The following is a 21,137-nucleotide window of genomic DNA, read 5'->3' as shown; positions in this document are numbered from 1 at the left end:
ATCCATCCGGTTGCATAAAAAATTGGGGTTGAGTGTAACGCTGCGGGTCGAAATGACGCAAAGTTTGCGCCTATGATTGTAATAGGGTTCTGTTTTTTCACTCGCTTACAGGGAAGCATACCATGCACCTTACTTTTCTCGGCACCGGCGGCGGTGCTCCCAGCCTGCAACGTAATGTCACGTCTATTGCTTTTACCCGTGCGCTGAGTGGTGAAACCTGGCTGTTCGACTGCGGGGAAGGCACACAATTACAGTTTATGCGCTCCAGCCTCAAACCGGGCAAGCTGGATAAGATTTTTATCACCCATCTGCATGGCGATCATATTTTCGGGCTGCCGGGATTACTCACCAGCCGGTCAATGGCCGGGCTGACCACACCGATGACGGTCTATGGCCCCAGGGGATTAAAAACCTTTGTTGATACGGCGCTGTCGATCAGCGGCTCCTACACCGACTACCCGCTGACCATCGTTGAGATTGAGGCGGGCTGGACGCTGGACGACGGTGAGTTTCGTATCAGCGCCTGGCCGCTGAGCCATCCGGTGGAGTGTTTTGGCTATCGCATTGAACAGCATGATAAACCCGGCCTGCTGGATGCTGCGCGGCTGAAAGCGGAAGGGGTGCCACGCGGCCCGTGGTTTCAGCAGCTGAAGCAGGGTGAATGCGTGACGCTGGAAGATGGGCGGGTAATCAACGGTGCTGACTATCTTGGCCCCGCGACACCCGGCAAAACGCTGGCCATCTTTGGCGATACGGCACCTACTGAGGTCGCGCTGCAACTGGCGGCTAATGTTGACCTGATGGTGCATGAAACCACGCTGGAGGCCGCGATGGTAGAAAAAGCCAACGGGCGCGGGCACTCCACCACACTGCAGGCCGCCGAAGTGGCAAAACGCGCCGGGGCAAAACGGCTGATCGCCACCCATTTCAGTTCACGCTATCTGGCAAAAGACATGAACCGCCTGCTGGCGGAGTGCCAGACGATTTTTCCCTGCACCGAGCTGGCCTGGGATCTGGCGGTTTTTAACCTCTAATGATGCAGTGCGGGATAAGTGAAAAACAGCAGATGGGTCAGGTTTAGGCCAAAATGCAGGGCGGTCGCCAGCCATAAGCGGCCGCTCCAGTGCCACGCCAGCCCATATAACAGCCCGGCCAGGGTGGCGAAGATCACCAGCAACAGGCCGCCGCTCAGATGCACCAGACCAAACAGCAGCGCGCTTAGTAACAGCGCCGGGATGCCGCCCACTACCTGCTTTAATCGCTGCTGCAGATAGCCACGAAACAGGGCCTCTTCCGCCAGCGAAACAAAGAACAGGTTGGCGAGCATAAATGGGCCCAGCCATTCCGGCGTATGTTGCTCAAACGCTAATCCGCCCAATAATACCGCGCAGTACAGCAGCAGCGGAATGGCCGCGATCAGCGCCAGTGCAGCGGGTAGCCGATAGCGTGGTGGCGTGGCAGGCGCGCGAAACAGCGTCGGCAGGCAGGCCAGCAGTACAAAAGGAATAAGCGCTTTATCAAAGTTAAACCCGAAGCTGAAAGGCACGCTGTGCGGTCCGGCCTGCACATCCTCTGCCTTAAGGGGATTATTAAAGCCTGGAAAAAGATGGAGGAGCAACCCGATGGCGATCAGCACCAGCAGCGCTTCGGTCACTATTTGTCGTCGATGATGGTCACGGTCATAAATACGGAGTGCCACCACAGCGGCGGTGCCGGTAAACAGCAGCAGCACCGGCCACGCTAACACGTCCTGATAAAAACCCAGCAGTGTGGTGAGCGCCAGTAATAATAATGCCAGCCGTCGGGCCGGTTGCAGCGCGGCCAGCGCGCCAGCCAGTATGATCCACATGGTAAAGACCTGGTACAACGCCGCCGCACCGGTAGTGAGCGGCGTAGAAGACAAAGAGAGTTATTCGGGTACGATCTGGTTAACCGCGTAGTGGCCGGTACCCGTCGGAACCAGTTTCTGGTGCAGCCACGGCAGCAGGGTATTCATCTGCTGGGCCAGCTTCCACGGCGGGTTAATCACGATCATGCCGGAGGCGGTCATGCCGCGCTGATCGCTGTCCGGACGGGCCGCCAGTTCGATTTGCAGAATATTGCGAATGCCGGTCGCTTCCAGGTCGCGCAGCATATGTTTGATCTGCTGGCGTAAAACCACCGGATACCACAACGCAAAGACGCCGGTGCCAAAACGTTTATGGCCTTCCTGAATCCCTTTCACCACTGCCTGGTAGTCGCTTTTCATCTCATACGGCGGATCGATCAGCACCAGACCGCGACGTGACGGCGGTGGCAGTTTCGATTTTAACTGCTGATAACCGTCGGCACGATCGACGCGGGCACGGTTGTCTTTGCTGAATTCGTTACGCAGCAGCGGATAGTCGCTGGAGTGCAACTCAGTGAGTTGCAGTTTGTCATCTTCACGCAGCAGATGGCGGGCAATTAGCGGCGAACCCGGATAGTAGCGCAGCGTGCCGCTGCGGTTCAGCGCACGAATCGCATCAAAATAGGGTTGCAGCAATTCCGGCGCATCGGGCTGCTGCCAGATACGTGAGATGCCTTCCAGATATTCACCGGTACGCTCGGCGTGCTCGCCGCTAAGCTGATAACGGCCTGCGCCCGCATGGGTATCCAGGTAGAAAAACGGTTTCTCTTTCTCTTTCAGCGCCGTGATGATCAGGCTCAGAACGGTGTGCTTCAGCACGTCGGCGTGGTTGCCAGCATGGAAGCTATGGCGATAACTCAGCATTGTTTATCCTGTTGAATGTATAAGGTTTTAATTGATGGAAAATCAATTTATACCAATTATTACCTCACGTATTACCCACAGAACGACGCACAGCAACCGACGCAGGAAAAGCATGAGAATCCGCGATTATATCAGGGATGACCTGTTGATGGGCCAGAAGCGTGATAACAAATCGGGATTACCGCGAGCCGCTCAGGGCGGGGCGTGTGGTTCCCGGCACGCAGTCACGGAAAGCGACCGCAAATCCTCCCCGACGCGCCAGCCAGCATTACGTGCATGAGATAAAAGCGTGCATCTTCCGTGCTGCTATTCGCGCGTTTCTTCCCCACCTCATCCTGGCTGCCATTGATTTTCGCTACACTAAGCCGCATGTTACTTAGATTGCGTTGCGCGACCCGCTGCGCCCCATACATCTATAAAGGACTGCGCTATGACCAATCCGCTACTGACATCTTTTACGCTACCCCCTTTTTCTGCCATTAAGCCTGAACATGTGGTGCCTGCCGTGACGGAAGTGCTGAGCCACTGTCGCGCAGAAGTCGAAAAAGTCGTGGCGCAGGGTGCGCCGTATACCTGGGATAATCTGGTTCAGCCGCTGGCGGAAACCGACGATCGCCTGAGCCGTATCTTCTCACCGGTCAGCCACCTTAATGCGGTGAAAAACAGCCCGGAGCTGCGTGAAGCCTATGAGCAGACGCTGCCGCTGCTCTCTGAATACAGCACCTGGGTTGGTCAGCATGAAGGGCTCTATCAGGCGTATCGCAACCTGAAAGAGGGCGATCAGTACGCTGCACTGGATCTGGCGCAGAAGAAAGCGGTCGATAATGCCCTGCGTGATTTCGAACTCTCCGGCATCGGCCTGCCAAAAGATAAACAGCAGCGCTACGGCGAAATCGCCGCGCGCCTCTCTGAGCTGGGTTCGGCTTACAGCAACAATGTGCTCGATGCCACCATGGGCTGGAGCAAGCTGATTACCGATGAAAGCGAGCTGGCCGGTATGCCGGAAAGCGCGCTGGCGGCGGCTAAAGCACAGGCTGAAGCCAAAGAGCAGGAAGGCTGGCTGCTGACGCTGGATATCCCAAGTTATCTGCCGGTCATGACCTACTGCGACAACGCTGCGCTGCGTGAAGAGATGTATCGCGCCTATGCGACGCGCGCCTCCGATCAGGGTCCGAACGCCGGTAAGTGGGATAACGGCCCAATCATGGCGGAAGAGCTGGCGCTGCGTCACGAGCTGGCACAGCTGCTGGGCTTCGACTCCTACGCCGATAAATCGCTGGCGACCAAAATGGCGCAAAGCCCGTCCCAGGTAATCGACTTCCTTAATGACCTCGCGGAACGCGCCCGTCCGCAGGGTGAAAAAGAGCTGGAGCAGCTGCGCGCCTTTGCCCGTAAAGAGCACGGCGTGACCGAGCTTAATCCGTGGGATCTCACCTATTACGGTGAAAAGCAGAAGCAGCATCTCTACACCATCAGCGATGAGCAACTGCGCCCTTACTTCCCGGAAGAGCGTGCGGTCGCCGGTCTGTTTGAAGTGGTGAAACGCATTTACGGCATCACGGCGAAGCAGCGTAACGACGTTGAGGTTTACCATCCTGACGTGAAGTTCTTCGATCTGTTCGATGAAACCGGCGAACTGCGCGGCAGCTTCTATCTCGATCTCTACGCCCGCGAACATAAACGTGGCGGTGCCTGGATGGATGACTGCGTCGGCCAGATGCGTAAAGCCGATGGCAGCCTGCAGAAGCCGGTTGCCTACCTGACCTGTAACTTTAACCGTCCGGTGAAAGGCAAACCTGCGCTGTTCACCCATGATGAAGTGATCACCCTGTTCCATGAGTTTGGTCACGGCCTGCATCACATGCTGACCCGTATCGAAGCGCCTGGCGTCTCCGGTATCAGCGGTGTGCCATGGGATGCAGTCGAACTGCCAAGCCAGTTCATGGAGAACTGGTGCTGGGAACCGGATGCGCTGGCCTTTATCTCGGGCCACTTTGAAACCGGCGAACCGCTGCCGAAAGAGCTGCTGGATAAAATGCTGGCGGCGAAGAACTATCAGGCTGCGCTGTTTATCCTGCGTCAGCTGGAGTTCGGCCTGTTCGATTTCCGTCTGCATACCGAGTTTAATCCGGAGAAAGGCGCACAGATTCTGGAAACCCTGCGCGAAGTGAAAAGCCGCGTAGCAGTGGTTCCGGGTCCGGAATGGGGCCGTTTCCCGCACGCTTTCAGCCACATCTTTGCGGGTGGCTATGCGGCGGGTTACTACAGCTATCTGTGGGCAGACGTGCTGGCGGCGGATGCTTACTCCCGCTTCGAGGAAGAGGGCATCTTCAACCGTGAAACCGGTCAGTCATTCCTGGATAACATCCTGACGCGTGGCGGTTCTGAAGAGCCGATGGAACTGTTCAAACGCTTCCGTGGCCGTGAACCGAAGCTCGATGCGATGCTGGAACATTACGGCATTCAGGGATAAGTCGGTTCGTGAAAATCTGTTTGCTCGATGAATCAGGCGCCGGAGACGGCGCCTTATCACGTTTAGCGCAGCGCTGGCAGCTGGAGCACGATGAAGACGCACTGCTGGCGCTGGTGCAGACCCCGACGCACCTTGAACTGCGCAAGCGTGATGAGCCAAAGCTGGGCGGCATTTTTGTTGATTTCGTCACTGGCGCGATGGCCCATCGCCGTCGCTTCGGCGGTGGACGCGGCGAAGCCGTCGCCAAAGCGGTCGGCATCAAAGGCGGTTATCTGCCGGATGTGGTCGATGCCACCGCCGGGCTGGGACGTGATGCATTTGTGCTGGCGGCGCTGGGCTGCCGGGTGCGAATGCTGGAGCGCCATCCTGTTGTCGCTGCGCTGCTGGAAGATGGATTGCAGCGCGGGTATCAGGATGCGGAAATTGGCCCCTGGCTGCGCGATCGTCTGACGCTGATTCATGCGGCCAGCGCGCAGGCGCTGGGAGATATCACGCCGCCGCCGGATGTGGTCTATCTCGATCCGATGTATCCCCATCGCCAGAAAAGTGCGCTGGTGAAAAAGGAGATGCGGGTGTTTCAGTCGCTGGTGGGGCCGGATGAAGATGCTGACGCATTACTGGAACCCGCTCGCCGGCTGGCGAAGAAACGCATCGTGGTTAAACGGCCAGACTACGCCCCGCCGCTGGCGGGTATTGTGACGCAGGCGGCCGTGGTGACCAAAAGCCATCGCTTTGATATTTACCCACCGCTTTAAAGCATAAAAAAGCCGGCTCTGCGCCGGCTTTAATCATTTATACGGCGAAATTACGCCTCGTCTTCATCGCGCAGCGGCACAATCAGCATGTCGATATGCACGGTGTTGATCAGCTGACGGGCTGAGGACATCAGCTTGCTCCAGAAATCCTGATGATGACCACATACTACAAGGTCAACGTCATATTTTCTGATCGCGTCAACCAGTACCTGGCCGAGGTCGCCACTGCCGCTCAGCGTCTCACTGATCGGGTAGCCCGCCGCATCTGACAACCCTTTCAGCGCCGCATGCGTCTCTTCAGAGATACGCTTCTGCATGTCCCCTAAGTTGACATCAATCAGGCCGGTGTAGAGGTCGGAGTAATTGACATCAACGTGAATCAGGGAAATTCTGGCATCGTACGGACGAGCCAGTGAGACGGCCTTATCCACCAGCAACTGGCTTTCGGGAGAAAGGTCTACTGCAATCAGGATATGTTTATAAGCCATGATAAAACTCCTTTCACGAGGTTAAGGATGGCATCCGGTGTTCCTGCCGCGTCACAGCTTAGCGAAATCCCTTGCGCGAGCGGGCGATGAGCGCCACCAAAGTGTCTACCTGCATTGCAGGTGATGATGTTGTTATGTCCTCAGTATAGCCTTCTCCCACTGTAAATGCTGCCGTTGCCGCCTGGCTTATGAATAAGATCAAGGCTATGCCAGATTTACTCGCGCTGAACGAAAATCATCGTTGGAAAAAATGTAAAGATTTCTCCTACACTGAAAAAAGGCGGTCCGATTCGCAACCGCTCAGGGGGTCGAAAAACTTTCGCAGTCCGGTGATTCAGTGGCTGGTTATTTCTGCAGGTGGACTCAGTGTCTGACGCTGGGCCTGTTGCTGCGATTCCAGCCGGGAGGGGGAGAATATGATCAGCACTATTGCGCTTTTTTGGGCGCTTTGCGTGGTGTGTATCGTGAATATGGCGCGCTATTTTTCATCCCTGCGCGCTCTGCTGGCGGTCTTACGCGGTTGTGATCCGCTGCTGTATCAGTATGTCGATGGGGCGGGTTTTTTCACCTCTCATGGCCAGCCGAGCAAGCAGGTGCGGCTGGTCACTTATATCTGGGCAAAGCGCTATCTCGATCATCATGACGATGAGTTTATCCGGCGCTGCGAGCGGGTGCGGGGGCAGTTTATGCTGACCAGTGCGCTGTGCGGACTGGTGGTCATCAGTCTGGTGGCGCTGGCGATCTGGCATTAAAAAAGGGCGACCTGCGTCGCCCTTTTTTTTGCTGGCATCACACCAGTTTTAAGGCAATCCAGTAGAGCGAACCTGACAGCAGAATACAGACCGGCAGGGTGAAGATCCACGCCATGGCGATGTTCTTGATGGTCCGGCTCTGCAGCCCGCCACCGTCGACCAGCATGGTACCGGCAACCGATGAAGAGAGGATATGCGTGGTGGAGACGGGCATGCCGGTATAGCTGGCGACACCAATCGACAGCGCTGCTGTCACCTGTGCTGACATTCCCTGCGCATAGGTCATGCCTTTTTTACCAATCTTCTCACCAATGGTGGTAGCAACACGACGCCAGCCAATCATGGTGCCGATGCCCAGCGCCAGCGCGACGGCCACAATAATCCAGATAGGCGCATACTCGATGGTGCCAAGCAGGTCGCTTTTCAGCTTATTGAGGAAGCGTTTGTCATCTGGCGAGGTTTCCTGCAGACGAGCCGCTTTATCGGCGGTATCGGAGATACACAGCAGCAGACGACGCATCTGACCGCGCTGATCAACCGTCAGCTGATCGTAGCTCTGCAGGTTATTCAGCAACACCTGCGCACCCTGTACCGCCTGTAATGCGCGCGCGCTGTCACAGTGGAACTCCTGCGGGCTGGTTGCTGGCACTTCTTCCGGCGTTGGCAGCTTAGGCGGTGCCATCTGGATGATATGGGTCAGCGAGGCGTTATGCTGCTGATAATACTGCTCCAGGTGATTGACTGCATCGCGGGTTCGCGTGATGTCGTAACCGGAGGCATTCATATTCACCACGAAACCGGCAGGTGCCACGCCAATCAGGACCAGCATGATCAGGCCGATCCCTTTCTGACCGTCATTCGCACCGTGGGAGTAACTCACGCCAATTGCCGAAACAATCAGGGCGATACGGGTCCAGAACGGCGGTTTTTTCTTGCCGTCGATCTTCTCACGGTCAGCAGGCGTCATATGAATACGCGCACGCTTTTTGGTATTGCTCCAGTAGCGACGCAGTATAAAGATTAAGCCGCCCGCCATCACCAGGCCGACAATCGGCGACAGGATCAGAGAAAGGAAGATGTTCAGCACTTTCGGGATGTTGAGCGCATCAACCACCGAGGTTCCGCTCATCAGGGCGTTGGTCAGACCGATACCGATAATGGCGCCGATCAGCGTATGGGAGCTGGAGGCTGGCAGACCGAGATACCAGGTGCCGAGGTTCCAGATAATCGCCGCCAGTAGCATAGAAAACACCATGGCGAGACCGTGAGCCGATCCAACGTTTAACAACAGATCGGTGGGAAGCATATGAACAATAGCGTAAGCGACACTCAATCCACCGAGCAGCACGCCAAGGAAGTTAAATACACCCGCCATGACCACAGCAAGCTGGGCACGCATGGCACGCGTATAGATGACCGTCGCAACTGCGTTGGCCGTGTCGTGGAAACCGTTGATCGCTTCGTAAAACAATACAAACAGCAGGGCAAGAACCAATAACAGGCTAGTACTGAGGTCTAGACCAGCAAACAGATGTAGCATAAACGTTACGCCATTTTTGGAGGACATGAACGCGGCGCATTATCCGCGACAACGTGCTGTATGGGAAAGGAAAATATAGCGCTAATTTAACCTTTCGATGTAAGGCGTAAGGGTAACTCAGAGAAAAAGGGTTAGATATTAGACAGATACAATATGACACATTTGCGGCATTTTTTTGACGCTGGCGTCTCAGTGAGCAGATCACTACAATCTGCGCCTTTCCAGTTAAGTGAGCGAGTCGTAGTGGAACAGTTTGACGTTATCATCATTGGTGCCGGTGCCGCAGGGCTGTTCTGCGCCGCCCAGGCCGGGCAGCGGGGACGCCGCGTGTTACTGCTGGATAACGGCAAAAAGCCGGGACGTAAAATTCTGATGTCTGGCGGTGGCCGCTGCAACTTCACTAATCTCTACACCGAACCGGCGGCGTATCTGTCGCACAATCCTCATTTCTGTAAATCGGCGCTGGCGCGTTATACCCAGTGGGATTTTATCGATCTGGTTAATCGCCACGGCATCGCCTGGCACGAGAAAACCCTGGGCCAGCTCTTCTGCGACGACTCCGCCCAGCAGATTGTCGATCTGCTGCTGGCCGAATGTGACAAGGGCAATGTCACCCTGCGGCTGCGCAGTGAAGTGCTCAGCGTGGCGCGCGATGAAAGCTGCTATACCCTGCAACTTAACGGCAGCACGGTTCAGGCGGAGAAGCTGGTCATCGCCAGCGGCGGTCTGTCGATGCCAGGCCTGGGCGCCACGCCGTTTGGCTATAAAATAGCGGAGCAGTTCGGGCTGAGCGTCTTCCCGACGCGGGCGGCGCTGGTGCCCTTTACCCTGCACAAACCGCTGCTGGAGCAGTTGCAGACGCTGTCAGGCGTCGCGCTGGAGACCACTATCGATGCGCAGGATGGCACCCGCTTCAAAGAGGCGATGCTGTTTACCCACCGCGGTCTTTCCGGCCCGGCGGTGTTACAAATCTCCAGCTACTGGCTACCCGGAGAATTCGTCACTATCGATCTGTCGCCTGCCACGCCGCTTGAGGCGTTTCTGACGGCGCAGCGTGAAGCACACCCGAATCTCAGCCTGAAGAACAGCCTGGCGAAAATCCTGCCGAAGCGTCTGGTGGAAGTATTACAGGCGCTGAAGGTGGTGCCGGATATCACTCTGAAGCAACTTAACAGCAAACAGCAAACCGAGCTGGCGCAGACGCTGCACGCCTGGCGCATTCAGCCAAACGGTACCGAGGGATATCGAACTGCTGAAGTGACACTGGGCGGCGTGGATACCACACAGCTCTCCTCGAAAACGATGGAGGCGCGTGCGGTGCCGGGACTTTACTTTATTGGTGAAGTGGCTGATGTCACCGGCTGGCTGGGCGGCTATAACTTCCAGTGGGCGTGGAGTTCCGCCTGGGCCTGCGCCCAGGCGTTGTAAGGCGCTTACCAGCGCTGATGCACGTGAGGCGCGATCTTCTCTTGGTAGATCTGCTTCAGCGCCGCCATGGTATCTGCAGAGAGCGCACCGACATCGCTGGCGCGGGCATTGGCTTCAGCCTGTTCGCGGTTTTTCGCGCCAGGGATCACCACGCTGACATCTTCGTTCATCAGGATCCAGCGCAGGGCAAACATCGCCATGGTGGTGCCGCCAGTGACAAAGCGGCGAATCTCTTCAACTGCCTCCAGCGCCACTTCATAAGGCACGCCGGAAAAGGTCTCGCCCTTATCGAACGCTTCGCCATTACGGTTAAAGGTGCGGTGGTCGTCAGCGGCAAACACACTGTCGGCACGCATTTTGCCGGTCAGCAGGCCCGACGCCAGCGGCACACGGGCGATGATCGCCACATCACGGCGTTTCGCTTCACGCAGCAGCAGTTCAGCCGGACGCTGGCGGAAAATGTTGTAGATCAGCTGAATTGACGAGACGTTTGGAAACTCCAGCGCCTTCAGACCTTCTTCAACTTTCTCAACGGAGACACCGTAGTGACGGATTTTTCCGGCAGCGACCATCTCATCCATCACCGCAAAGACGTCCGGGTTGTAGTAGACCTCGGTCGGCGGGCAATGCAGCTGCACTAAATCCAGCGTGTCGGTTTGCAGGTTCTCGCGTGAACGGTCAATAAAGGCGTTGAGGTTTTCAGCATTGTAACCTTCAGCCACATGTGGCGAGAGGCGACGCCCCAGCTTGGTGGCGACAAACGGACGTTCACCGCCGCGCTGATTCAGCACCTCTGCGATGATTTTTTCGGAACGGCCATCGCCATAGACATCGGCGGTATCAATAAAGGTAATGCCCGCATCCAGCGCAGCATTCAGCGCGGCTTTGGCATCCTCCATGCTCACTTCCCCCCAGGTTCCGCCAATGGCCCATGCGCCAAAGCCAATTTCGGAGACGCGCTGACCGGTACGGCCCAGTGTTCGTAGTTTCATGCAAACATTCCTCGATGCGTTTCAGACAGGGTGACAGAAAGCGGCTAACCAATGAGCTTAGCGCTTCCTGGCAGAGAGGCGATGTGACGTCGTTGCAGACCTGCACGGTAAAAATACGATGCTGCTACGCCATGCTGCTGGTTACGTTGAAGATTTCAGCGGAAAACGGCATGGGCAAGGTGACTACCGCTTCGCTAATTAATTGATTTTAAGAAATTTCACCCGAAATTAAACAGGCGAGAGTGTGGATTCGGTCACATACTTCAATTTTAAGGCCAACAAGTGGATCGCTATGTTTAAATTTGTTAAGTCGGTCTTTGCCAGTCCGGATAAGTTTCTGCAGATCATGACCCGTCAGGATATCAACGACTCGATCGCTGAAGGTGAGCGCATCATTATTGATGAAAACGGCAATATCTCGGTCAACACGCTGAGCGAGGAAGTCCATGAAGATTTTGCCCGCCACGTGAATACGTTAAAGGGAGTGTGAGGTGGGTACCGCAATATTTATGGTGTTGATGGTCAGTGGTTACTGGTACACCAGCCGTGATTTGAACAGCCGCTTTAAAATCCGTCGTTCGTCGGGCTGGGATGTCTATTTCCTGGTCGCGCTTTACGGTTGTATTTTCGTCCTGCAGGGTGTGTTTGCGACCGGTATCATCTGGCTGGTGCTGCTCTGTATCTCCGGCATCGCCAACGCCGTCCAGATGATCCCCGGCGTCCACCTGAAGTGGCAGGTGGAGTTTATGAACTGGAGTTTCCTGGGCATCCAGGCTCCCGTGGTGATCATGCTCACCTTTGCCATTCTTCTCTGCCTTTACCGCTCAAACTGGGCAGGCAGTGCACGACTGAACGTCTCCGGTCGTAAAGACCTCTATCAGCAGCTGTCACGCTCTAATGGTGTGGAGCAACTGTTATTTCAGTGCATGGAAGAGGGCGAACTGGCGTGGATTACAATGAAGTCGCGCCGCATTTACATCGGCATGATCCATGCTTCGACTTTTGAATATGAGAGCACCAAAAATATCGTGCTGATCCCGATGCTGAGCGGATATCGCGACAGCAAGACGCTGAAGCTGGCGGTGGAACATAACTACAGCAAGTGGTACGCCGAGCACGACATCACGCTCGACTCGAAACCCAAAGATGCGATGTCGTTCCGTAAAGTGATCATGGTTGACCAGATTGAGAGTCTGTCGCTGTTCGACCCGGCCAGTGCGGCTGCGCTTTCGATGGGACATCCGCAGGAAGTGGAGAAGAGCCAGGGTAATGACGATGCGGACAGCCCGGACGATAAAAGCCGGGATGCCGCGGGTTAATTGAGCCAGGACAGCATCCTGGCTCCTGGCTATCAACAATATTGCTTAGCTGCATCCCTTAACAGATCTGTGAAGTTGTAGATATCGTTGAGTGATGTAATCGGATGGCGAGTCTCTTTTTTCTCGCCATCAAACATCCCGATATATAGCTGACTGCGATTGAAGTGAAGTCGACAAATTGGCTTACGATTGTTGTCATCGATTAAAATACCAAGATAACTTTGAGTATCCCGGAAAGTGATACGCTGAGGTTCAATAACTTTTCGGATTATTGATTTTATGATGTGAAACCCTTCTATCTCCATTTCTGTAGTGACAATCATGCCGCTTTCAGCCTCGTTCTTGTCACTGCTGCTTTTTGCCGAATCCTCGTTATTAGGTTGTGGCGAAACCATCGCTCCACCGCTGATCGCGGATTTGAGTCTTTCATTCACCTGATCATTTAGCCACTGAGTAGCAGCTTTTTTAGTCAGTACAGAGAATTGCTCTCTGACTTTCTGCGTGAGTATGCCGTCATATACACGTGAGGCAAAAAGTTTAACGAAGTCTTCATCGGGTTCACTGAACTGACTGGAAATCATCTTCTTTATCTGGCTGATAAATTTAAGTTCACCAGCTGCACTGACAATCGAATCAACATCAAAAGCACTTTTGGTGAGCTTAACCAGCTCTGGAACCACGTGTTCATCAATATCCAGCAAATCCAGTTCTAAAAATGGCTTTTCATCCATTTTGTTCGGCGCATCCAGATCGGTAAAAAATTTATAGAGCTGGCCATTTGTTAAAATGGAAATTCGCGCGTTAGTCACATGGAAGTAACGGAAGAGTTGCGAAGCGTGTTTAACATTTAACGGTTCGCCAATCTTTTTGCATTCAATCAGGATCTGAATCTCTCCGCCTTTAGAAATGGCGTAATCAATCTTCTCACCTTTTTTTGTGCCGACATCACAAATGAATTCAGGTATGACTTCAGTCGGGTCAAATACATCATATCCCAGTATCTGACTGATGAAGGGCATAACAAACGCGCTTTTAGTGGCTTCTTCTGTCTGAATAATTGCTGCTTGCTGCTGAATCTTAGCGGAAAGACCATTGAGGTTATTGAAAATATCCATAGCTCACCCTGTTTTTAGTTCTTCTTAGCCATAGTGTTTAACTTCATTAGCTGAGGTAATGAAGCTTCCGGAATGCAAGAGGTCGTTTTTTATATTTTTACGATGCCAATCAATTGGTTAATTGATTGGCACCATTTTGAATTGTTCCTTCAATTCAGGATAAAGTAAGAAAAAATTATCAGAAAAAAAGGTAATTGGCTATTTCGTGATCGTTTAGAAAGGTTTTTTTTCAAAAAAATTCACTTTAAAAGGCTGATTTTGAATTTTAACCAGCCACATCACGTATTCGCCAGACAACGCTGACTCGGTTATCAGGCGATCACTCCCCTGAATATGGCCCACCTCACACCATATTTTCCGCCGTAAACAGCCGAAAGGCCACTTTGCCCGCCTGATAGACATCCGGCTGATAGCCGGTTTCGAGATGACTCAGCATCAGATCAATCGCTAAACGGGCATGCTGCTGAGCATGCTGATCCAGGGTAAAGGCCACTTCATCGTTCAGCAGTAGCTGGCGGGTGACATCATAAAGCTCATGGGTGATGTAGGTGCATTTACCCAGCAACTGGTGGGCGCGCAGGGTGTCGCTGACATCACTATTCCCCATCCCGGTGTTATAGACCCCTGCAATCGCCTGCGACGGACGCAGATGGCGAGCCAGTTCACTGCGAATGGTTTCCCGCTGATCCTGACCCGACAGCACTTCACGCAGATGACGCTGCGGCGCGCGCTGCTCCATGGCCTCACGAAATCCCGCGATGCGCTGACGATGGGCGCGGTAATCAAAACGGCCACTGACCATCAGAATGTCGCCGGGCTGATTCACTGTCTTACTCATCAGCAGTCCGGCTGTGCGTCCCGCCTGATACTGGTCGATACCAACATGACACAAGCGGTCGGCATCGGGCAGATCGGTGACGATGGTGATCACCGGCACATTGCGGCTGCGGCACAGCGCCAGTGCCCGATAGATGGGCGGCGAGTCATGCGCAAAAACAATGATGCCGTCGCGGGTGCTGCTGCGGGCGATAATGCTTTGCGCCAGCTGCTCAGGCTGCGCTTCGGCCACCAGGGTTTTGTGTAGTTTCACGCGGCGATAGCCAAGCTGACTGGCGACCTCGCTGAAATGGGTGGTGAGCTGCTGAAAAAAGGATGAGCCGTTATTGCTGAGGAACACCTCAATCTGCCACGGATGCTGGTACTCCTCTGGCAGCAGACGCTTCAGCCCCACTTCGCGTGCGGCTTTCAGGACTTTACGGCTGGTCTCCAGGGAGACGCCGCCGCGCTCATTCAGCACCCGATCGACCGTCGCAATCCCGACGCCTGCCATTTTTGCCACCACCTCTAAGGTGAGCTTTTTCATTCAGACTCCATGCGAAAATGGCAAATTGACTACTGCCTGTCAGACTGTTTATCTCTTCTAACCGGTTAAAAGTAAAAGATAAAGCGATTTAATGATGGAAAACCATCAACAGCGCTACGCCGTGGGGTTTTACCTGCAGTGCGGTCGTCTGGCTAAAAAGCACAACTGGCCGCTGCCTGGGCAGATTTACCGTTAAGCTTGTGACGAGACAATCAACGAGGAATGAATATGGCTCAGCAAAAAGAGGTTCTGATTATTGGTGCTTCACGCGGTATCGGTCTGGCGGTGGCGCAGGCCTTTGCCGATGAGGGCTGGCAGGTCACGGCCACGCATCGTAGTGGCATCCCGGAGCAGGGTAACCGGCCAGACATTCACTGGCATTCGCTGGATATGACTCACTCATCAGCGGTTCAACAGTTTGCCAGTCAGCTCAGTGGCAAGTCGTTCGATGCGATTCTGATTAACGCCGGAATTTCCGGGCCTGCGCACCAGAAAGTGTCGCAGAGTGACGATCAGGCGCTGGCGCAGCTGTTCCTGACCAATGCGATAGCCCCTGTTCGCAGCGCAGAGATCCTGTTGCCGCTGCTGAAACAGGAAGGCGTGCTGGCGCTGACCTCATCTCAGCTCGGCAGCCTGAATGAAAATCCGGAGGCGCAGATGCCGATTTACTCGGCCAGCAAAGCCGCACTGAATATGCTGAGCCGCACGCTGACTCCGGCAGTGGAAGCGCAGAGCGGGACGCTGCTGACGCTGCATCCCGGCTGGGTGAAAACGGATATGGGCGGCGAGAGTGCGCCCCTGACGGCAGAAGAGAGTGCCGCCGGTATCGTCCAGCAGCTGATCCAGTGGCGCGGTCGCGGTGGTCATCACTATGTCGATTACGCCGGCCAGCAACTGCAGTGGTAGGCTGAAGCGGGGCGGTTACGCCCCGATGTCACGCAGCGCTTTACCCTTCATCAGATTGCGTTCAATGTGCTCCAGCGTCACATGTTTGGTCTCCGGCACCAGCATCAGCGTCAGCACGATAAACACCAGGTTGAGTGCGCCGTAGAACCAGAAGGTGTTGGCATTACCCAGCTGATCCAGCATGGTCAGGAAGGTGGCGCCAACAATCATATTGCCGACCCAGTTAGTGGTGGTGGAGGCGGTAATGCCGAAATCACGCCCTTTCAGTGGCTGAATCTCTGAACAGAGCAGCCAGATCACCGGTCCGGCCGCCATCGCAAAGCCGACGATAAACATCAGCAGCATCGCGACAGCAAAGTATTTGCGGAAATCTGTTTCAACGCCGATGTGCAATAGCGTTCCCAGCACGCCCATGCCAACCGCCATCACCAGAAAACTGGTGGTGAGCATCGGCTTGCGACCCCAGCGATCGACAAAGAAGATCGCAATCAGCGTGGCCAGCATATTGACCAGCCCGACAATCACCGTGCCCCACATCTGCTCACTGGTGCTGGAGAAGCCGGCGATGTTGAAGATTTTAGGCGCGTAATACATCACCACATTCATGCCGGTAAACTGCTGCATAACCTGTAGCAGCATACCCAGCCACACCGCGCGGCGGAAATTGCCATTAGAACGGAACAGCGACCAGCCGCGCTGCTTCACCTGCAGGCTTTCCCGGATCTCTTCCAGCTCCTCCCGGGCCTGTTCGCTGCTGTTACGCAGCCGATCCAGCACCCGCTGCGCCTCGTTAAAGCGTCCGTGCGCCGCCAGCCAGCGCGGACTGTTGGGCAGAAACAGCACGCCGATAAACAGGATCACCGCCGGAATGGCGATCACGCCGAGCATCCCGCGCCAGTTACCGCTGTAGCTGAACGCGGTGTCGGAGAGATAGGCCACGACAATGCCGGTGGTCAGCATCAGCTGGTACATCGAAATCATTGAGCCACGAATACGTTCAGGCGCAATCTCCGCCAGATAGAGTGGCGCGGTGTAAGAGGCGATCCCAACCGCCAGACCCAGCATCACGCGGGCACAGACCAGCGACTCCACATCCGGTGAGAAGGCTGACCAAAGCGAGCCAATGACAAACAGCGTCGCCCCCGCCAGCATACTTTTCTTGCGTCCCAGCTTTGATGACATCCAGCCCGCCGCCAGTGCGCCCAGCGCCGCGCCAAACATCATCGAACTCACTACCCACTCCTGCTGATGGTTAGTGATCTGCAAATCCTTCGCCAGAAACGGCAAGGCACCTGCAATGACGCCGATATCCAGACCAAACAGCAGGCCGGACAGCGCAGCCATAAAACAGACGAACCAGGTAAAGCGGTTCTGTTGATTTCCCGATTTTTTTGCCGCGACCATGCGAGTCTCCTTGCGGGGGGTCAGTGTCAAGATTGTTAATGTTATGTAAACATAGTCGATGCCAGTGTGGGGGCGATCACACTTCCGGCTATCACCGGTGCCACACAGCATTGCTGCGATAAGAAAGCATCAGAGATCAGCGGGTTGGTTCAGGAGAGGGAAACCGCGGCCGGGGCACGATTACGCAAAACAGGGCGCGTCAGGTCAGGTTTTGCAACTGCCCGCCTGCGGCATTACACTGCCGCTTTACTGCTATTGATTGAAGGTGCTTATGTCTGAACCTTTCCAGCGTCAGCCGCTGCCTCTGCCGGGCGGCCATAAAAAAGTCCTGCTGCACTCCTGTTGCGCACCCTGCTCGGGTGAGGTGATGGAAGCGATGCTGGCATCCGGCATTGAATACACGATCTATTTCTACAACCCGAATATTCATCCGCTCAAAGAGTATGAGCTGCGTAAAGAGGAGAATATTCGCTTTGCCGAAAAATTTGGTGTGCCGTTTATTGATGCGGACTATGACCGGGATAACTGGTTTGAGCGGGCGCGCGGCCTGGAGTGGTCACCGGAACGGGGTGAACGCTGCACCATGTGCTTTGATATGCGCTTTGAACGTACGGCACTCTATGCCCATGAGAACGGCTTTCCGGTGATGACCAGTTGCCTGGGTATTTCGCGCTGGAAAGATATGAAGCAGATTAACAGCTGCGGAGTCCGCGCAGCGGCGGCGTATCCGGATCTGATGTACTGGGATTTTAACTGGCGTAAAGGTGGTGGGTCATCGCGCATGATTGAAATCAGCAAGCGCGAGAGTTTCTATCAGCAGGAATATTGTGGCTGTGTCTATTCACTGCGCGACACCAATCGTCATCGCGTCACCCAGGGACGTGAGCGTATTCAGATTGGTGTGCAATATTATCAGCCGGATGAATCCTGATTAACCTATTTCGCGGAAAGCGTCTGATGGCGCATATCCACGCGCTGAGCGCGTAACAGGCCGGACTGTTACGCCACAGCTCTGCTTTATCCTTTCCGCCCGACCGTAACTGCACAGCGCACAGGGATCATCAACGTCGGCCAGCTGCTGCTTTGCCTCGTCCTTCATCAGACGTTTACGGCAGACGCTCGGCGTGCAACCCATAATCTGCTTAAAAGATCGGGTAAAGGATTGCTGGCTTTCAAAATGGTATTTCAGCGCCAGGCTGATGATGGGCGTGCGGCTGTTTTTTAAATCATGAACACTGGCGTTAAGCTTTTTCTTACGAATATATCGCGCCAGGGTGTCATTATGATAACGGGCAAAAAGTTTCTGTAAATACCACTTAGAGTAACCCGCCTTTTCTGCAATATCATCAACGCTTAAACGCTGATCCAGATTATTATTAATCCACTCAGTGATAGAGACGATCACGCTTTCGTTATATTTATTTTCGTTCATAGAACCCCCTGTTTGATTTAAGAAGATTCTAAAATATTTATCTTAATGTGCTTATTCTTTGCGTAAAGATTTTTCAGGATTTTAATCGTTATCTCTGAAGATATTCATTTGAGGGGGTGTTATTAATAAAAAAGATGAATTGTGATTAATCTGTTGGTAATTGTAGGTGAATGAATAAGTGGTTCCGCGGGACAATAATCAAAATGAGCCGTGAGTCCGCAGCCAGACTCACGGTTTACCTTGCCGGAATCTCTGTAATCACGGCTATAGCACGGCACATCAATAGATTTTTGGCTGCGACATGCCAGGCTTACGGCTCACCTTTAACCTGGAGAACCCCCCGGATGAGCCCGACATACGCGCTGAAAAAACCGCTTGCCGCCTTGCTCACCTCGCTGGCGTTATTTGCTCATGCACCTGCCAGTGCCGCTGGTGTGTATGGCGAACAGCTGGAAGGATTTCAATACCCCTATCCGTTGCAGCATTTTGATTTTAAATCCCAGCAGCAATCGCTGAGTATGGGCTATATGGATGTGAAACCGGCGCAACGGGCCAACGGCGAAACCGTGGTGCTGATGCACGGTAAAAACTTCTGTGGCGCGACCTGGGAAGAGACCATTCGCGCACTCAGTCAGCAGGGATATCGCGTTATCGCGCCCGACCAGATTGGCTTCTGCAGCTCGACCAAACCAGCCAGTTACCAGTACAGTTTTCAGCAGCTGGCAGATAACACCCATCAGTTGCTCACCCGGCTGGGTGTGAAGAAGGCGGTGATTATGGGTCACTCCACTGGCGGGATGCTGGCAACACGTTATGCGCTGATGTACCCGGAACAGACACAGAAGCTGGTGCTGGTTAACCCGATCGGGCTGGAGGACTGGAAAGCCAAAGGCGCACCGTGGCGATCCGTGGATCAGTGGTATCAGCGCGAACTCAAACTCAGCGCAGAGGGCATTAAGAAGTATGAGCAGCAGACCTACTATGTCGGTCGCTGGAAACCCGAATATGACAAGTGGGTTGATATGCTGGCCGGACTCAACAGTGGGCCAGGGCACCAGAAGGTGGCGTGGAACTCCGCCTTAATCTACGACATGATCTTCACTCAGCCCGTATTTTATGAATTCGGCGATCTGAAAGTGCCCACCACGCTGATGATCGGCACCTCAGACACGACTGCCATCGGCAGTGATATCGCTCCGGCAGAGGTGAAAGCCCGGCTGGGTGATTACGCGGTACTGGGGAAAGAGGTCGCAAAACGCATTCCGGGGGCGCGCTTAATCGAATTCCCCGGTATGGGACACGCGCCGCAAATGGAAGAGCCGGCAAAATTTAACCAGACGCTGCTCGACGATCTGGCGCGTCCCTGAACCGTCAGGCGCTGCGGCGCCTGACCTTAGATCGCCACGCGTTTCTGCTTTTTACTGAGGTACATCTGCTCATCGCTGTCGTGCAGCAACTGCTCCAGCGATTGCGGATGCGCCGCGTCAAACTCCACGACGCCGGACGAGAATTGCAGGCGGTAACGGCGGTTCAGACTGACTGATTGCTGTTGCAGATAACGGTCAAACTGCAGGAGCAGCGCTTCGCTCTGCTGCTGCTGCAGACCATTAAACAGCACCACAAACTCATCGCCGCCCAGACGGGCAAACAGATCCGAATGCTTAAACACCACTTTCATCGCATCGGCAAAGTCCATCAGCGCGCGGTCGCCTTCGCGGTGGCCCAGCGAGTCATTAATCTGCTTAAATTTGTCGAGATCGAGAAAGGTCAGGCAGGCGGGCCGGTTTTTCAGCCGGCACTCGTTCAGCACCATCTGTCCCAGCGTCATAAAGCCGCGACGATTGGTGATCTGCGTCAGTTCATCACAGGTGGCAGTCTGAAAGGCGACCAGTTCCGCTTCGGCCATGGCGGCCAGGTCGCGCATCGTGGCCTGATCCTCTTCATTAAACTGACGCGGTTCACGACCAATGATACAGAGGGTACCCATTTTAGCGCCGCCCGGTGCCCGCAGCGGACAGCCGGCATAAAAGCGGATATGCGGTTCGCCGGTAACCAGCGGATTATCATAAAAACGTTCATCTTCTGCGGCATCTTCAACGATCATAATCTCATCCTGCAGGATGGCATGACCGCAAAAGGAGATGTCGCGGGGAGATCCTGCGGGTTCATAGCCCTGAGCGGATTTAAACCACTGATGATCAGCTTCCAGCAGGCTGACTAACGCGATAGGAACGTCATACAGGCGGCGCGCCAGACGGGTTAAACGATCAAATCGTTCTTCCGCTGGTGTGTTCATTATGTTCAGCGCACGCAACTGCGATAAACGTTGTGCCTCGTCGGCAGCGATTTCAGGTGCTTTCATCACAGAGCCCTTTATTTTTTTAGCTCAAGCCAGGTTCTGGTGTTTGCCTTACGGCG

The 21,137-nt window shown here is 54.5% G+C and carries 21 protein-coding genes; 11 read left to right on the top strand and 10 right to left on the bottom strand.

Features of this window, described 5'->3' with window-relative positions; all coding sequences use genetic code 11:
* The first annotated feature begins 122 nt into the window (after positions 1 to 122).
* Positions 123 to 1,034 carry a ribonuclease Z gene (gene rnz / locus ACMGGP_RS16890; protein ID WP_061901959.1) on the top strand — a complete coding sequence of 304 codons (912 nt, stop codon included), beginning with the start codon at positions 123 to 125 and terminating at the stop codon, positions 1,032 to 1,034.
* Here rnz and ACMGGP_RS16885 read toward each other — a convergent pair.
* The gene (locus ACMGGP_RS16885; protein WP_498798656.1) at positions 1,031 to 1,903 is read right to left on the bottom strand and encodes a CPBP family intramembrane glutamic endopeptidase; all 873 of its coding nucleotides are present in this window, start codon (positions 1,901 to 1,903) and stop codon (positions 1,031 to 1,033) included. The genes rnz and ACMGGP_RS16885 overlap by 4 nt on opposite strands.
* Positions 1,904 to 1,909: 6 nt before the next feature.
* Positions 1,910 to 2,752 carry a 23S rRNA (adenine(2030)-N(6))-methyltransferase RlmJ gene (locus tag ACMGGP_RS16880; RefSeq protein ID WP_008926315.1) on the bottom strand — a complete coding sequence of 281 codons (843 nt, stop codon included), beginning with the start codon at positions 2,750 to 2,752 and terminating at the stop codon, positions 1,910 to 1,912.
* Between the two features lie 112 nt (positions 2,753 to 2,864).
* Between ACMGGP_RS16880 and ACMGGP_RS16875 the strand changes: the two genes are divergently transcribed.
* From ACMGGP_RS16875 to rsmJ, 3 genes are all read left to right on the top strand, one after another.
* Positions 2,865 to 3,032: a hypothetical protein gene (locus tag ACMGGP_RS16875; protein WP_156311573.1), complete on the top strand. Its 168-nt coding sequence runs from the start codon at positions 2,865 to 2,867 to the stop codon at positions 3,030 to 3,032.
* Between the two features lie 150 nt (positions 3,033 to 3,182).
* On the top strand, positions 3,183 to 5,225 hold the full coding sequence (prlC, locus tag ACMGGP_RS16870) for an oligopeptidase A (protein WP_010253402.1): 2,043 nt from the start codon (positions 3,183 to 3,185) through the stop codon (positions 5,223 to 5,225).
* A gap of 8 nt (positions 5,226 to 5,233) precedes the next feature.
* Positions 5,234 to 5,980 (top strand): 16S rRNA (guanine(1516)-N(2))-methyltransferase RsmJ, encoded by a 747-nt coding sequence (gene rsmJ, locus ACMGGP_RS16865; protein WP_010253398.1) that lies wholly within the window; start codon positions 5,234 to 5,236, stop codon positions 5,978 to 5,980.
* Between the two features lie 50 nt (positions 5,981 to 6,030).
* Here the strand turns inward: rsmJ and uspA are convergent, their stop codons facing one another.
* Entirely contained in the window at positions 6,031 to 6,468 is a 438-nt protein-coding gene (uspA, locus tag ACMGGP_RS16860; RefSeq protein WP_010253396.1) for a universal stress protein UspA, read from the bottom strand.
* 416 nt (positions 6,469 to 6,884) lie between these two features.
* Between uspA and uspB the strand changes: the two genes are divergently transcribed.
* Positions 6,885 to 7,220, top strand: coding sequence for a universal stress protein UspB (uspB, locus tag ACMGGP_RS16855; RefSeq protein WP_010253393.1), 336 nt, complete (start codon positions 6,885 to 6,887; stop codon positions 7,218 to 7,220).
* Positions 7,221 to 7,257: 37 nt separating this feature from the next.
* Here uspB and pitA read toward each other — a convergent pair whose 3' ends face one another.
* Positions 7,258 to 8,787, bottom strand: a complete 1,530-nt coding sequence (gene pitA / locus ACMGGP_RS16850) for an inorganic phosphate transporter PitA (RefSeq protein ID WP_029519451.1) — start codon at positions 8,785 to 8,787, stop codon at positions 7,258 to 7,260.
* Between the two features lie 165 nt (positions 8,788 to 8,952).
* On the opposite strand from pitA, the gene ACMGGP_RS16845 reads away from it, so the two are divergent.
* Entirely contained in the window at positions 8,953 to 10,188 is a 1,236-nt protein-coding gene (locus ACMGGP_RS16845; RefSeq protein ID WP_498798655.1) for a BaiN/RdsA family NAD(P)/FAD-dependent oxidoreductase, read from the top strand.
* Between the two features lie 5 nt (positions 10,189 to 10,193).
* Here the strand turns inward: ACMGGP_RS16845 and ACMGGP_RS16840 are convergent, their stop codons facing one another.
* The gene (locus tag ACMGGP_RS16840; RefSeq protein ID WP_192073264.1) at positions 10,194 to 11,180 is read right to left on the bottom strand and encodes an aldo/keto reductase; all 987 of its coding nucleotides are present in this window, start codon (positions 11,178 to 11,180) and stop codon (positions 10,194 to 10,196) included.
* A gap of 292 nt (positions 11,181 to 11,472) precedes the next feature.
* Between ACMGGP_RS16840 and ACMGGP_RS16835 the strand changes: the two genes are divergently transcribed.
* Together ACMGGP_RS16835 and ACMGGP_RS16830 are read left to right on the top strand one after the other, a co-directional pair.
* Positions 11,473 to 11,670 carry a hypothetical protein gene (locus ACMGGP_RS16835; RefSeq protein WP_010253388.1) on the top strand — a complete coding sequence of 66 codons (198 nt, stop codon included), beginning with the start codon at positions 11,473 to 11,475 and terminating at the stop codon, positions 11,668 to 11,670.
* Position 11,671: 1 nt separating this feature from the next.
* Positions 11,672 to 12,499 (top strand): hypothetical protein, encoded by an 828-nt coding sequence (locus ACMGGP_RS16830; protein ID WP_010253387.1) that lies wholly within the window; start codon positions 11,672 to 11,674, stop codon positions 12,497 to 12,499.
* 32 nt (positions 12,500 to 12,531) lie between these two features.
* Here the strand turns inward: ACMGGP_RS16830 and ACMGGP_RS16825 are convergent, their stop codons facing one another.
* Both ACMGGP_RS16825 and ACMGGP_RS16820 read right to left on the bottom strand, forming a co-directional pair.
* Positions 12,532 to 13,614, bottom strand: coding sequence for a type I restriction endonuclease (locus tag ACMGGP_RS16825; protein ID WP_010671510.1), 1,083 nt, complete (start codon positions 13,612 to 13,614; stop codon positions 12,532 to 12,534).
* Positions 13,615 to 13,957: 343 nt separating this feature from the next.
* On the bottom strand, positions 13,958 to 14,977 hold the full coding sequence (locus tag ACMGGP_RS16820; RefSeq protein WP_498798654.1) for a LacI family DNA-binding transcriptional regulator: 1,020 nt from the start codon (positions 14,975 to 14,977) through the stop codon (positions 13,958 to 13,960).
* A 228-nt stretch (positions 14,978 to 15,205) separates the two neighbouring features.
* On the opposite strand from ACMGGP_RS16820, the gene ACMGGP_RS16815 reads away from it, so the two are divergent.
* Positions 15,206 to 15,883 carry an SDR family oxidoreductase gene (locus ACMGGP_RS16815; RefSeq protein ID WP_033780951.1) on the top strand — a complete coding sequence of 226 codons (678 nt, stop codon included), beginning with the start codon at positions 15,206 to 15,208 and terminating at the stop codon, positions 15,881 to 15,883.
* 15 nt (positions 15,884 to 15,898) lie between these two features.
* On the opposite strand, the gene ACMGGP_RS16810 is transcribed toward ACMGGP_RS16815, so the two are convergent.
* A complete protein-coding gene (locus tag ACMGGP_RS16810; RefSeq protein ID WP_010253379.1) occupies positions 15,899 to 17,287 on the bottom strand; it encodes a sugar porter family MFS transporter in 1,389 nt (462 codons plus the stop codon).
* 271 nt (positions 17,288 to 17,558) lie between these two features.
* On the opposite strand from ACMGGP_RS16810, the gene ACMGGP_RS16805 reads away from it, so the two are divergent.
* Positions 17,559 to 18,218 carry an epoxyqueuosine reductase QueH gene (locus tag ACMGGP_RS16805; RefSeq protein WP_022623997.1) on the top strand — a complete coding sequence of 220 codons (660 nt, stop codon included), beginning with the start codon at positions 17,559 to 17,561 and terminating at the stop codon, positions 18,216 to 18,218.
* Here ACMGGP_RS16805 and ACMGGP_RS16800 read toward each other — a convergent pair whose 3' ends face one another.
* Positions 18,219 to 18,719, bottom strand: a complete 501-nt coding sequence (locus tag ACMGGP_RS16800) for a helix-turn-helix domain-containing protein (protein WP_498798653.1) — start codon at positions 18,717 to 18,719, stop codon at positions 18,219 to 18,221. It lies immediately after the preceding gene.
* 344 nt (positions 18,720 to 19,063) lie between these two features.
* On the opposite strand from ACMGGP_RS16800, the gene ACMGGP_RS16795 reads away from it, so the two are divergent.
* Complete coding sequence (locus ACMGGP_RS16795; protein ID WP_010253371.1) at positions 19,064 to 20,086, top strand: alpha/beta fold hydrolase; 1,023 nt, start codon at positions 19,064 to 19,066, stop codon at positions 20,084 to 20,086.
* 26 nt (positions 20,087 to 20,112) lie between these two features.
* Here ACMGGP_RS16795 and ACMGGP_RS16790 read toward each other — a convergent pair whose 3' ends face one another.
* A complete protein-coding gene (locus tag ACMGGP_RS16790) occupies positions 20,113 to 21,081 on the bottom strand; it encodes a GGDEF domain-containing protein (protein ID WP_010671514.1) in 969 nt (322 codons plus the stop codon).
* Between the last annotated feature and the right edge of the window lie 56 nt (positions 21,082 to 21,137).

Source organism: Curtobacterium sp. BNK-1 (assembly GCF_048685235.1).
In the GTDB taxonomy this organism is placed as follows: Bacteria; Pseudomonadota; Gammaproteobacteria; order Enterobacterales; family Enterobacteriaceae; genus Pantoea; species Pantoea agglomerans.
Note: the sequence above shows the minus strand (reverse complement) of the source record. Positions and strands in the feature narration are given on the sequence as shown.